The organism is Pseudarthrobacter sp. rb (assembly GCF_056389225.1).
On the sequence record NZ_JBWJAR010000012.1, the window covers coordinates 52,429 to 65,357 of the forward strand.

Sequence of the window (12,929 nt, forward strand, 5' to 3'; positions counted from 1 at the left end):
TCCGGTTATCCGGCGGCGCGAGGCCGTCCGGTCCCGGTGTCAGTGGGAAACGTCTGCTGAGATTTCGGCGAGGGTGCGCCCCTTCGTCTCAGGCGCGAGCCATTGCGAAAGGACCGCGCCGAGCAATGCAACGATGGCAGCCACGACCATGCTTGGGCCCAAGCCGATGTTGCTGATTGCCCACGGCAGGGCGAAGGTGCCGAGTGCGGCTCCGATGCGGCTGAAAGCCGCGGCGAAGCCCATGCCGATGCCGCGCAGGGGGGCGGGGAATACCTCGGCCGGGTAGACCTGGGTCAATGTGGTGTAGCCGGCATTGAAGAAGGAGAACGCGAGGAACAGGGCGAGCACGAGGATCGCTGGTGCGTCCGCCCAGACGCCGATGACCAGCAGGATGCCTGCGCAGAGCCACTGTCCGGGCACGGTGAGGATTCGGCGGCCCAGCTTGTCAATCAGAAGCACGGTGGTGACAACACCCGCGGCCGCAAGTGCGGACAGGCCGACTCCACCGGCCCAGCCGCCGCCGAAGCCGAACTGGCTGAGCACGTCGTCGGCGAAGGTCGCGATCGCGAAGTACGGAGTGACCGCGCAGAACCAAAAACCCGCGGTGAAGAGGGTGGTGCGCCAGTGCTCCTTCGAGAACAACATTCCGAAGGAGGCGTTTTTGATTTTGGTCCTGCCCTGCGCGGCTTGGGCCTCCTGGAGCATCCTCAGATCGATCTCCTCGGTGATGCTGTCGTGCATCTGTGGTGATTCGACGTATTTGCGTGCGATCGCAAGTGCTTCCTCACGCCGTCCCTTGGTAATGAGCCAGCTCGGCGATTCGGGGAGGCCTATGCGGGCGAGGAACAGAACGAATGCCAGTACCGTGCTCGTGCCGATGACAAGGCGCCACGGGGTGCCGGCGTCGTGCAGGAGCGTGCCAATGATGAATGCCATCATGAAACCGACGTACCAGGCGATCAGGGTCAGCCCGAGCAGCCGTCCGCGGAGCTTGGGAGGGGAAAACTCTGACAGCAGTGGCCCCCCGATTGAGTACTCGCCGCCGATCGCAACGCCCATCAGGAATCGAATGATGGCCAGCTGGATTACGGCGCCGTCTCCGGAGGTTACGAAGAACTGGGCAGCTGATGCGACCAGGAACAGGCCCATGTCCACGAGGAACATGGGCTTGCGTCCGAACTTGTCAGTAGCCCAGCCGGCCAGCGGGGAGCCGATGAAGATACCTGCCAGGGGGCCTGCAGCGATCATGCCCAGCGACAGTGCGTCGAGCTGGAGATCTGACCGCATGGGTCCGGTGACGGGGCCGATGATTCCGAGGATGTAACCGTCGAGGAACATCCCGCCGATGAAGACCGCGACAAGCCGCACCATGAAGCGGCGTTTGAACTTGGAGCTGGTCTCTGTTGATGTGGAGGTGTCGACGGGGGCCGTCGTCCTGGTCGGATTGATCATTGAAATTCGTTCCCTTCGGGCTTCAGCGCAAACCGCTGACGGCACCGGAGCGCCGTTTCCTGAACGCACAGACTGATTTCGGCGCCGCCCCCAGGCTCCGGCGCTCCGCGCTGCTTTGATCGATGGTGCTGCCACCTTTGATAGTCATAGACAGTTTCCTTTGGTGATCTGGCGCTGCCGCAAGGATGCTGACAACGTTGTGCGGCCGATGCGGGGGGCCAGGCCCCTTTCGGATCGGCCATCGTGAAATTCGTTCGTCTGTTTCCCAAGGCCATCACGGGTGGAGCCGGGGGACTGGAGGAGCACATCCGGGCGAGTTGCGTTCCGTGATGATCAACAACGTTCGCTTTATGCAACAAAATCGTGCGCTAGCTCACACTCAATGTCAAGAGTGTGACCCTTGAGAGGCGCAGTATGTAAGCCCTTCTGCTAAGTGTTCAGGGGCATGCCGAAAGCCCTGCCCATGGGGATAGGGAGACCGCCCCGGTTTGTTGTACCCAGCGGCTGGTGAGGGGGTAACCAAGGCAAACCATTGCGTCAGGCTGGGATGGCGGCCTCCGCCCCGGGTGTCCTTGAGGTTCTTGGTTGTGCTGCCCACGGAAGCGGGAGCACGGGTACGGGTCCCCCCGAGTCAGCGCCCTGGGGAGGAACGGCCATGACCGCGTCGGCCCAGGCAAGCCCGCGCATCATGCCAGGGCCGGTGTGCCCGACCGGGAACGCAAGGCCGGACAGGAACCGGCAAGGGAGGAGCCGTGTCATTCCTGGATCGCCCTCGAGGTCGCAGCCGGACATTACAAGCTGCAGCGGCGGCAGTTGCGCGCCCCCAAGCGAGGCGATCAGGGGTGCGCCGACAGTGAGCAGGGCCATCACGGCTGCCAGGGGATTGCCCGGAAGACCGATCACGAACCGCCCGTCGGGAAGCCTGGCGAGCACGGCCGGATGGCCGGGACGCATCGCGATGCCGTCCACCAGCAGCTGTCCGCCCAGGGCATGGATGGCGGCACGGAAATGGTCTGTCCCGGACTTGCCGGTGCCGCCGGTGGTGATGATGACATCTGTGCCGCCGGCGGGCAGGACGGGGCTGTCCAGGGCATCCAGCCAGCTGCCAAAGGAGTCACCGATCCTCTGCGGGGTGCCGGCAACACCGCCGAGGAGGGACACCACGCTTCCCAGTTGCGGGCCAAAGGTGTCCCGGACCTGCCCGGGAGCGGGGACACCCTGCGTCACCACTTCAGCCCCGGTGAGTACGACGGCGACAGCGGGCCGGGCGCGGATCTGCACGGCGTCGTGCCCTGCCGCCGCAGCCAGGGCCACGTGCGCGGGATTAAGGACAGTGCCGGCAGGTAAGAGTACGTCCCCTGACCGGGCTTCCTGCCCAGCGGGACGGATGTGCTGGCCGCTGCGCGGCTCGCCGGCCTTTGCCTCGGGGCGGAGTGTCAGGATGTGGTTGCCGTTGGTGTCCCGTGCGGCCAGGCCGCTTTCCTTCCGCAGGACGGCATCGGCACCGTGCGGTACGAGGCCGCCGGTGGCAATCACGGCGGCACTGTTTGCGGGTAAAAATCTGTTGCCTTCACGGGGCAGGGATCCGTGCTGGCCGGACCCGCCCAGCAGCCACGGACCGGGCCCGTTCACGGCCCAGCCGTCCATCGCGGACGAGGCATAGTGCGGCAGGTCCTGGAGTGCGGTGACGTCCCGGCTCAGGGTCCGCCCAATGGCTTCAGTGAGGGGGACGGCCACGGGCGGGAGCGGATTGGCTGAGCCGAAGGCGACATGGCGCGCTTCGGACCACGGTATGCATCCCCTTTCCGGGGCGGGGCCCGGCGCGGGACCCGTCCCGGCGGTACTCCTAATAACGGTGGCTGTCGGTCCATTGGCAGGCATCCGGGCCTCCTCCTTGCTGATTCAGCGGCAAATGCCGGCTGCGGGGCCCCGTTTTCCGAAAACGGTGCTTCGATGAGGAATACCTCCCCAGGTCTTAGGCCCACCGAAGCACCTTTTACGAAAAACGGGACACCCGTTGCTGACGCTGTGCCTTTCCTAGCCCGCCGCTTCCAGGGCCTGGGCCTCCACGGCTTCGGCAGGCAGCGGCAGGGAGGACGATTGCCGGCGTGCGGCCTCGACGGTGTGCAGGAGCAGCAGCGCGGTGGTCACGGAGCCGACGCCGCCGGGAACGGGGGTGAGCCCCGCTGCGGTCCCGGTGACGCTGGCTTCGTCCACATCACCCACCAGCGAGCCATCGGCAAGGACGTTCGTGCCGACGTCGACCACGACGGTCCGGGAGGAGACGTGGCTGCCGGTCAGCAGCCCGGCGCGCCCGGCTGCGACCACCACGACGTCGGCATCCTTCGTGTAGCGCTCCAGCGGGCCCGATCTGGAATGGCAGACCGTCACCGCGGCATCGCGTGCCAGCAGGAGGAGGGACAGTGGCTTGCCCACAACGGCGGACCGGCCCACCACCACCACGGACTTGCCCGCTACGGGAACCCGGTAGTGTTCCAGGATTTCGACGACGGAGCGGGCGGTTGCGGGAGCGAAGGCCGGCTGACCGACGGCCAGCCGGCCCAGGCTCAGCGGATTGGCGCCGTCAATGTCCTTTTCCGGGGCGATCAGGCCCACCAGGTTGTCGGTCCGGACCCCCGCCGGCAGCGGGGTTTGCAGGATGATGCCGTTCACGGACGGTTCGGCGCTCAGGTCCTGCAGGACCCTGGCCAGTGCCGGTTCCGTTGCGTCATGGCCAAGGTCGATGATCCGGCAGCCGACTCCGGCGCGCTCAGCTGCCCGCTTGATGGAACGGACGTACCAGCGCGTTGACTCATCTGCGGTCGCCATGACCACCGCCACGACCGGGCGGACGCCGTCCCGTTCAAGCGAGCGGACCTGGTCCTGGACCTCCTGCTGGATCAAACCGGCCAAAGGCTTTCCGGAAAGTACTGCGGTGCTCAACCCAGGATCCTTTCCCTCACGCGGGCCGAGAGGGCATCTGCCGCCAGGACCACTTTCTCTTCAATGCCGTCTGTCTGTTGGGCCAGCAGTGCGCGTGCCTCGGTATCTTTGACCGCCACGACGTTGATGTCGATGTTGACGCGCGCCGTGGTGGCAGCTGCGCGGGCGGCGTCAGCGGCCGCCGCAACGTCACTGATGACGTTGGTGTTGGCGACGTCGAACAGTTCGGTGGCAAGGTCCACGATTGCGCCCGACAGCTTGATGAGCCGGGCAGGCGTCTGTGCCGCCTGGATGAGCGCGGACTGGATCCCGGCCGCCCGGGCGGCCTTGAGGTCATCAGTGCCGGACGGGAGCTTGTAGGAGTCGATGACTGCCTGGAAGGCCTCTTCATCTGCTTCAGCCAAGCTCAGTGCTTCGGTGACAAGGCCGTCGGCGGCCTGCGTGATGCGCTGGACCAGCGGTGCATGCTGCTCGTATTTGGCGCCGGTGGTGTAGCGCGCCACCATGGCCACCAGGGCTGCACCCTGGGCGGCGTGCAGGGCCGCTGCAGCGCCACCGCCTGGTGTGGGCTGCTTTGCGGCCAGCCGGGTGAGGTAGCTGCTGACTGTCTCTGAACTGATCATGGTGCTAGCCGCGGAGCCGGGTCATGGTGGGGTCGTACAGCGGGTCCTGGGTGACCGTGGCGACGATCCGGCGTCCGAAGTACTCGATCTCCACGGAGTCGCCGATGGAGACTTCTGCGGGCAGGTAGGAGTAGGCGATCGGTTTTTTAACTGTGTAGCCGTAGGCGGCGCTGGTGACGTAGCCAACCGCCTGGTCCTTGTAGAACACAGGCTCCTTGCCCAGCACCAGGCTGCGGCCGTCGTCGACCGTGAGGCAGCGCAGGCGCCGCGCGGAGTTCTCCTCGGTGCGGCCTTCCAGCGCCGCCTTTCCGACGAAGTTCTCCTTGGCCATCTTCACCGCGAAGCCGAGGCCGGCCTCGAAGGGGTCGTGCTCGGTGGTCATGTCCGTGCCCCAGGAGCGGTAGCCCTTTTCCAGGCGGAGGGAGCTGAACGCGGCACGCCCGGCGGCGATGACGCCGAACGGCTGGCCGGCCTTCCAGAGCGCATCCCAGAGGCGCTGGCCGTTGTCAGCGCTGGTGTACAGTTCCCAGCCCAGCTCACCGACGTAGGACAGGCGCATGGCAGTAACGGGGACGCCACCGATGACGACATTCTTGGACCGGAAGTACTTCAGGCCGTCGTTGGAGAAGTCATCGCTGCTGACCGCGCCGACAACCTCCCGGGCCAGCGGGCCCCAGAGGCCGATGCAGCAGGTGCCACCGGTCGTGTCGCGGACCTGGACCCAGTCTTCGGCGCTTCCGCTTGCTGTCTGGTGCCGGGCTGCCCGATCAAAGTAAGCGGTGTCGATGTTGCCGTTGGCGCCGAGCTGGAAGGTCTGCTCGTCCAGGCGGGCGACGGTGATGTCGCTTCGGACCCCGCCCTGCTCGTCCAGCAGGAGAGTGTAGGTGACGGCTCCGGGCTTCTTGTTCATTTCCGCGGTGGTCAGTTCCTGCAGCAGCTTCAGGGCGCCGGGTCCGGAGATTTCGAGGCGCTTCAGGGGCGTCATGTCGTACATGGCGACGGCGGTACGGGTCTTCCACGCCTCGGCGGCGGCGATGGGGGAGCTGAACATGCCTGACCAGGCGTCGCGGGCCGGCGGCTGCCATTCGGCAGGCATTTCCTTGAGCAGGTCGGCGTTGGCCTCGAACCAGTAGGGCCGTTCCCAGCCGGCGCCTTCGAGGAAGTAGCCGCCGAGTTCCCTGTGCCGGGCATGGAAGGGGGACACGCGCAGGTTGCGGGGCGAGAGCTTGGGCTGGAGCGGGTGCAGGACGTCGTAAATCTCCACGAAGTTCTGCTGCGAGGTTTCGCTGACGTACTCGGGGGTCAGCTGGACGTCCTCGAAGCGGTGGATGTCGCAGTCGCCCAGGTCGATGCTGGACTTGCCGTCCACCAGGAGTTCGGCGACGGCGCGGGCGATGCCCGCCGAGTGGGTGACCCAGACGGCTTCGGCGACGAAGAAGCCATCGAGTTCCTTGGACTCTCCCACCAGCGAGCCGCCGTCGGGGGTGAAGGAGAAGATGCCGTTGAAGCCGTCCTCGATCTCGCTTTCGCGCAGGGCCGGCAGGATCTGCTTGGTGGCCTCCCAGGCGGGGAGGAAGTCCTCGAGGGTGAAGTCCAGCCGGGACGGCATGTTGTGCTCGCTGATCTCGTTCGGCTTGAAGCTGCCGAGTTCGTCCAGGTCCACGGGCATGGGCTTGTGGGCGTAGGAGCCAATGCCGTAGCGGTCGCCGTGCTCGCGGTAGTAGAGGTCCTGGTCCTGGTGCCGGAGGATGGGCAGCGAAGCGCCGTTGGGCAGTTCGTTCTTGCCCTGCTGCGCCGGGACCGGGGTGGTTTTGACGTACTGGTGCGCCAGCGGCAGCAGCGGCACGGACATGCCGATCAGCTCGCCGACCTTGGCGCCCCAGAATCCGGCGCAGGAGACGACGATGTCTGCCGGGATCACGCCGTCGGGCGTCTGGACGCCGGTGACCCGGCGGGCGGACTGTTCGATGCCGGTGACTTCGGTGTTGCCGATGTACTTTACGCCGGCGGCCTCGGTGCGCTTGATCAGGAGCTGTACGGCGCGGGCGGCCAAAGCGAGGCCGTCGCTGGGAACGTGGAGGCCGCCGAGGATGTCCTCGTCATTGATGAGCGGGTAGAGCTCCTTGCACTCAGCCGGGGTGAGGATGGAGCCCTCGATGCCCCACGCCTGGGCGTAGCCGAGTTTGCGCTTCAGGTCCGCGAGGCGGGTTTCGGTGGTGGCAACTTCCAGGCCGCCCACCTGGTTGAAGCAGCTGGTGCCGTCCTCGGTCAGGGACAGCAGTTTCTCCACGGTGTACTTGGCGAACAGGGCCATGGACTTGGAGGGGTTGGTCTGGAAGACCAGTCCCGGGGCGTGCGAGGTGGAGCCGCCGGGCATGTTGAGGGGTCCCTGGTCCAGGACGGTGATGTTGTTCCAGCCCCGGGTGACGAGTTCATCCGCGAGGTTGGTGCCGACGATGCCGGCTCCGATAATGACAATGCGTGGTGACGATTCCAAGGGGGTCTCTCCTGCTGCTTTGCGGGTTATGTCTGCGGACGAGGGGTGCTTACCGGAACACCACGGTGCTGGTCTGGTCCTTCAGCACCCTGTGCTGGCAGTGCCAGCGGACGGCGCGGGAGAGGGCCAGCGCCTCGGCGTCCTGGCCCACGGTGGACAGTTGCGCCGGGCCATAGGTGTGGTCCACGCGGATGACTTCCTGCTCGATGATCGGGCCCTCGTCCAGGTCTGCCGTGACGTAGTGGGCGGTGGCGCCCACCAGCTTGACGCCGCGGTCGTAGGCCTGGTGGTAGGGGCGGGCGCCCTTGAACCCGGGAAGGAAGGAGTGGTGGATGTTGATGGCCCGTCCTTCCAGTGCCCGGCAAAGGTCGTCCGAGAGCACCTGCATGTAGCGGGCCAGGACCACGAGGTCGGCCTCGTACTCATCCACCAGTTCCAGCAGCCGGCGCTCCGCATCGGCCTTGGTGTCCGGGGTGACGGGGACGTAGATGAAGGGGAGCCCGGCGGCTTCCGCCATCGCACGGTGGGTCTCGTGGTTGGAAACGACTGCCACCAGTTCGCCGCCCAGGCTGCCGCCGCGCCACCGGAAGATGAGGTCGTTCAGGCAGTGGCCGAACTTGGACACCATGACCAGGACGCGCTTGGGGGTCTGGTCGTGGAAGCTGAACTTCATGTCGAACCGGCTGGCGATGCCCGCGAACTCTTCCTCGAGCATGGCAGGCGTGTAGTTGGGGGAGCCGGAGAACGCGGTGCGCAGGTGGAGTGTCTCGCGCAGGCTGTCGTCGAACTGCTGGTGCTCGTCGATATTGAAGCCGCGCTCGAACAGGAACGTGGTGACGGCCTGCACAATTCCTGCCTGCTCCTTGCAGGACAGGGTCAGGACGAACTTCTGCGGCTGCTCTTCCTTGAGCGCCGGCAGGGTGGTGGTTGCTGGGACTGCTTCGATGAGGGTCATACCCTACTCCTTCTAGATATATTCAAAAGCGACAAACTGATATATTAGATTGGGTGCCAGCGTATACTGGTCCACAGGCGAGGTCAATAGTTTTTTCTGGTTGGGAAGAAGGGGCTCAGCATGGCATTCGAAGCTTTAGCGGTGGCGGAGGCCACGGGAAAGAAGTCCCTGGCTGACGTCGCCTACGAAAGCATCCGCGACTGGTTGCTGACCCTTGAAATCAAACCCGGAGAGCTGCTGAATGACGAGCTCCTGGCCAAGAATCTGGGTGTGGGCCGCACTCCGGTGCGCGAAGCCCTGAAGCGGCTGGAGCTGGACCGGCTGGTGAAGACCTACCCGCGCCGGGGCACCTTTGCTACCAGGGTGGACGTGACCGACCTTTCCTTTATTTCGGAGATCCGCGCCCAGCTCGAGCCCCTCGCGGCCACCCGTGCCGCACGGGTGGCTTCCCCCGCGGTCCGGGACGAGCTGCGTGCCACGCTCGAAAAGGTTGAGGCGTTCGATGTGTCCTCGGCGACCGTGACCGAGACGCTGCAGCTAGATGCCCGAGTGCATCAGGGCATTTACGCCGCCGCCGCCAACCCGCACCTGGAAGACATCCTGATCCGCTACGACAACCTGGCAACGCGCATCTGGTGTATGGTCATCGACCGGCTGCCGGACCTGTCCCACCACGTTCGTGAACACCTCGATCTGCTCCGCGCCGTCATCGACGGGGATGAGGAGCGGGCTGCCGAGCTTGCCCGCGTCCACGTGAGCGGATTCGAAAGTGCGGTTCGGGAGGCGCTTTTCAAGGCCTAGTGCCTTTCGCCCCGGGCGCCTGTTGACACAGAGTGTGACGTGGACCATACACTGGATCCAGATTGATATATCAATCAAATATCAGCGATGGATTCGAGCGGCGACGGCGCCGGCGATCGGAGTAACCAGTGAATTCCCAAGCAACCCTTGAAGCCCCCCGTGATGCCACCGACCTTAACCCCGAACAGGATGGCCAGGGCGGCGGCGCGTCGAAAAAGGTTCTCGGCCTCCGGGCCGACTGGGCGCGCTTGGCCGGCCGCAGCGTAGAAGTGTGGCTGCATGGGGAGCACGTGGCCAGCGGGGTGGTGGACCAGGCCTCGGAGGACGGCTCAGTGCTCTGGATAGCCGCCGAGGGCATCAGCACCCGGCGCATCTTCGATAAGTCATCCGGCTACCAAATCTGGGTTTAGCCCCCCGGCGCTGGGTGCTGGAGCTCTCAACGCAGGCAATAACCATGGAGCCCCGGCGCTTCCCGCGCCGGGGCTCCATCCGTTCCACACTGCTTACCGCATGGCTGCCTTTTCCGGCTCCGGCTCTTCCACGTCCGGACCCGTGCCGGTGCAGTTTGTGCCTTGGGCGCATCCTTCGGCACATTCATGCTTGGTCACAAGCTCAAACTGGACACCGCGGTGCTGCTCAACGCCGGTCCGGATAGCCCGTTCCACCACGGAGTCCGCCAGCCGGCGGCGCAGGGAGAGGGGGTCCCTGCGCAGGTCCTTGGTGATGGCGAAACAGAGCAACAGCATGACGATGACGAAGGGCAAGGCCGCGACGATGGTGATCCGCTGCAGGCCTGACAACGCTTCGGAGGGCTGGTCACCGCCCGCCAACAGCATGACGGCGGCCACGGCACCGGTGAGGGCACCCCAGAAAATTACCAGCGCACGCTTGGGGTCGGAACTGCCGTTGGAGCTCAGTGACGCCATGATCAGGGAGGCGGAGTCGGCGCCGGTGATGAAGAAGATTGCCACCAGGACCATGGCCAGGACGATCACGGCCGCAATCATCCACGGGGGCAGGGGGAGGTTCTTCACAAGGTTGAACAGGGCGCCGTCAAAATCGATGGTTGCTTTGCCGTCAGTGACGGTCATCAGGCCAGGCGTGCCGGCTTTGTCCGCTTCCTGCTGGATATGGAAGGCGGTGCCGCCGAAGATGCCGAACCAGATGACACTGACAATGCTGGGGACCAGCAGTACGCCGGTGACGAACTGTCGGATGGTCCGGCCCCGGCTGATCCGGGCGATGAACATGCCAACGAACGGCGTCCAGGAAATCCACCAGGCCCAGTAGAAGATGGTCCAGCCGGACATCCAGGTCCGGAGTGCCTCGTCGCCTACGGCCTCAGTACGGGAGGACATTTCGGCCAGATCGCGCAAGTAGTCGCCGACCGCCGAGGGGATGAGGTTAAGGATGAAAAGAGTGGGGCCCGCCACGAACACGATGAGGGCGAGGACCACCGCAAGGACCATGTTGACGTTGGACAGCCACTGTATTCCGCGGCTGATGCCGGACACGGCGGACGCGATGAAGCACGCTGTCAGGATCGCCACGATGCCCACGAGCACAGGTGTTCCGATCTCGCCTGTCCAGCCGTTGGAGGTGAAGCCGCTGCCGATCTGCAGGGCGCCGAGGCCCAGTGAGGCGGCGGTGCCGAACAGGGTGGCGAAGATGGCCAGGATGTTGATGACCTTGCCCACCGGCCCCTCTACGGTCCTGATGCCGAACAGGGAGGTGAAGGCGGCGGAAATCAGTTGCCTGCGGCCCAGCCGGTAGGTGCCGTAGGCCATGGCAATGCCCACCACGGCGTACATGGCCCACGGGTGCAGGGTCCAGTGGAAGATCGAGGTGGCCATGGCCGTCTGGATGGCTGCGGGGGTCCGGCCGTCAACGGTTCCGGGCGGGGGAGAGACGAAGTGGTACAGCGGCTCGGCCACCCCATAGAACATCAGGCCGATGCCCATTCCGGCGGCGAACATCATGGCGATCCATGACACCGTGCGGAACTCGGGTTTCTCGCCGTCCTTGCCCAGCGGAATATTGCCGAACTTGCCCAGGGCCAGCCAGAGGACGAAGACGACGAACAGGGAGGCGAGGACCATGAAGAGCCAGCCCGTGTACTCCATGACCCAGTCGAGGGCGTCCTTGGAAGTGGTGGCCAGGCCGTCCTTGTCGAGGAATCCCCATGCCACGAACGCCAGTGCGATGGCGCCGGTGATGCCGAACGTCGCCTTGTCCAGCGTCAGCTTTCGGTTGCGGCGCTGGGAGACGGCCTGCTCCCTGTTGCTCTGCCGCAGTTCCTCCAGGATCTGCTTGTGTTCGTTGACTGTGGGAAGGGCCGTTGCCGCTTCCTCTTGATAGGTGTCCAGCGGCTCGGGGGGAATGTCCCCTGAAGGCGGCACTTTTGGCTTGGCGGAGCTCAGGTCACTGTTAATGGCCATGAAAGCGGGTCCTTTGGCTAGTCCATGGGCTTGCGTTTAGTGCTGGCTGTGGGCAGCGCAATCCGCGGAGGGATTGCCGCCTGGCCGGTCGCCAGCGGGGTCAGGGCCTTAAGCCCCATGGGGGAGGTGTTCCGCAAAGATCAACAGAGTTCGCGCTAAGCAACAAGAGTGCTGTACGTCACTTTCAAAGTCAAGGGCACCAGGCGCGGCGAAACGTGATTCTTCAGGCGGGCGGAGAGGGGCCGGCCGCCGTTAAGAAGAGGGGCGCGTCGCCGTTAAAAGGGCAATGACCCCAGGTCCCAACGAACCCGGGGTCATTGCCGTGCTGACTCTTGCGGCTGTCAGTGCCGCGTGTAACCCATGTTGGCGCTGACTTTGAGTCCTGCGTCCTTGAGGGTTTCCAGCAGGCCCGGGATCTTCTCCGGGTCGAACCGGAATGCCGGCCCGGAAATGCTGAGGGCCCCGATCACGACGCCTTGGTGGTTGTAGACGGGCACTGCCACGGCATTCAGGCCGATCTCGAACTCCTCCCGCACCACTGCGTACCCCTTGGCCACTACCTCGAGCAGCTGTGCATCCAGCTCCTTGCGGGAGGTAATGGTGCGGGCGGTGCGGGCAGTCAGGCCCGTCTCCTTCAGGATTCGGTCCCGGTCGTCCGCCTCCAGCGCCGCCAGGAGGACCTTGCCGCTGGAGGTGGCGTGCAGCGGGGTCAGGCTTCCCACCCAGTCGTAGGTGGCCAAGGTGGAGGGGCCCATCGCCTGGTCCACGTTCACGGCGTAGTTGGAGCGCAGGACAGCCAGGTTGACGGTTTCCTTGAACTCTTCCGCCAGGCTCTCCAGGACTGGCCTTGCCTCGCGGACCAGGCTCAGGCGGCCCGGAATGGAGCTGGCCAGGCGAAGGATCCCGAAACCGAGCTGGTACTTGCCGCGTTCACTGTTTTGATGGACCATCTCACGGGTGACCAGCGAGCCCATCAGCCGGGACACGGTGGACTTGTGGATCCCCATTTCCTCGGCTATTTCGCTCACGCCCGCATGTCCCTCCCGTGCCAGGATCTCCAGGACGGTCAGGGCCCGCTCCACGGACTGCACGCCGCCGGACTGTCCGCCTTCCGCATCGGTATCGGATTCAGTTTCCTTATTCGAAGCCATACTTCCTGATCCTATGCCGGTTAATGTGACGGCCGTGACATTGCGGCAGGCCAGCCGGGCCGCGGAAGC

At 65.2% G+C, this 12,929-nt stretch carries 10 protein-coding genes; 2 read left to right on the forward strand and 8 right to left on the reverse strand.

Going from position 1 to position 12,929, the window contains the following annotated elements; all coding sequences use genetic code 11:
• Positions 1-39: 39 nt before the first annotated feature.
• The 6 genes from ACWRN3_RS15705 to purU all read right to left on the reverse strand — a co-directional run bounded on the left by ACWRN3_RS15705 (position 40) and on the right by purU (position 8,470).
• Entirely contained in the window at positions 40-1,452 is a 1,413-nt protein-coding gene (locus tag ACWRN3_RS15705) for an MFS transporter (protein ID WP_476741231.1), read from the reverse strand.
• Between the two features lie 537 nt (positions 1,453-1,989).
• Positions 1,990-3,333, reverse strand: coding sequence for a molybdopterin molybdotransferase MoeA (locus ACWRN3_RS15710; RefSeq protein ID WP_255173440.1), 1,344 nt, complete (start codon positions 3,331-3,333; stop codon positions 1,990-1,992).
• A 156-nt stretch (positions 3,334-3,489) separates the two neighbouring features.
• Positions 3,490-4,395 (reverse strand): bifunctional 5,10-methylenetetrahydrofolate dehydrogenase/5,10-methenyltetrahydrofolate cyclohydrolase, encoded by a 906-nt coding sequence (locus tag ACWRN3_RS15715; protein ID WP_476741232.1) that lies wholly within the window; start codon positions 4,393-4,395, stop codon positions 3,490-3,492.
• Positions 4,392-5,018 (reverse strand): cyclodeaminase/cyclohydrolase family protein, encoded by a 627-nt coding sequence (locus ACWRN3_RS15720; RefSeq protein ID WP_476741233.1) that lies wholly within the window; start codon positions 5,016-5,018, stop codon positions 4,392-4,394. Before ACWRN3_RS15720 ends, ACWRN3_RS15715 begins: the two co-directional genes overlap by 4 nt.
• 4 nt (positions 5,019-5,022) lie before the next feature.
• The gene (locus ACWRN3_RS15725; protein WP_476741234.1) at positions 5,023-7,515 is read right to left on the reverse strand and encodes a GcvT family protein; all 2,493 of its coding nucleotides are present in this window, start codon (positions 7,513-7,515) and stop codon (positions 5,023-5,025) included.
• 49 nt (positions 7,516-7,564) lie between these two features.
• Complete coding sequence (purU, locus tag ACWRN3_RS15730; RefSeq protein ID WP_255173436.1) at positions 7,565-8,470, reverse strand: formyltetrahydrofolate deformylase; 906 nt, start codon at positions 8,468-8,470, stop codon at positions 7,565-7,567.
• A 120-nt stretch (positions 8,471-8,590) separates the two neighbouring features.
• Here purU and ACWRN3_RS15735 point away from each other — a divergent pair, with 120 nt between their 5' ends.
• Both ACWRN3_RS15735 and ACWRN3_RS15740 read left to right on the forward strand, forming a co-directional pair.
• Complete coding sequence (locus ACWRN3_RS15735) at positions 8,591-9,271, forward strand: GntR family transcriptional regulator (protein WP_476741235.1); 681 nt, start codon at positions 8,591-8,593, stop codon at positions 9,269-9,271.
• 128 nt (positions 9,272-9,399) lie between these two features.
• Entirely contained in the window at positions 9,400-9,681 is a 282-nt protein-coding gene (locus ACWRN3_RS15740; RefSeq protein WP_476741236.1) for a hypothetical protein, read from the forward strand.
• Between the two features lie 93 nt (positions 9,682-9,774).
• On the opposite strand, the gene ACWRN3_RS15745 is transcribed toward ACWRN3_RS15740, so the two are convergent.
• Together ACWRN3_RS15745 and ACWRN3_RS15750 are read right to left on the reverse strand one after the other, a co-directional pair.
• Positions 9,775-11,709 (reverse strand): BCCT family transporter, encoded by a 1,935-nt coding sequence (locus tag ACWRN3_RS15745; protein WP_476741237.1) that lies wholly within the window; start codon positions 11,707-11,709, stop codon positions 9,775-9,777.
• Positions 11,710-12,050: 341 nt separating this feature from the next.
• A complete protein-coding gene (locus tag ACWRN3_RS15750) occupies positions 12,051-12,860 on the reverse strand; it encodes an IclR family transcriptional regulator (protein WP_224023249.1) in 810 nt (269 codons plus the stop codon).
• Positions 12,861-12,929 lie beyond the last annotated feature (69 nt).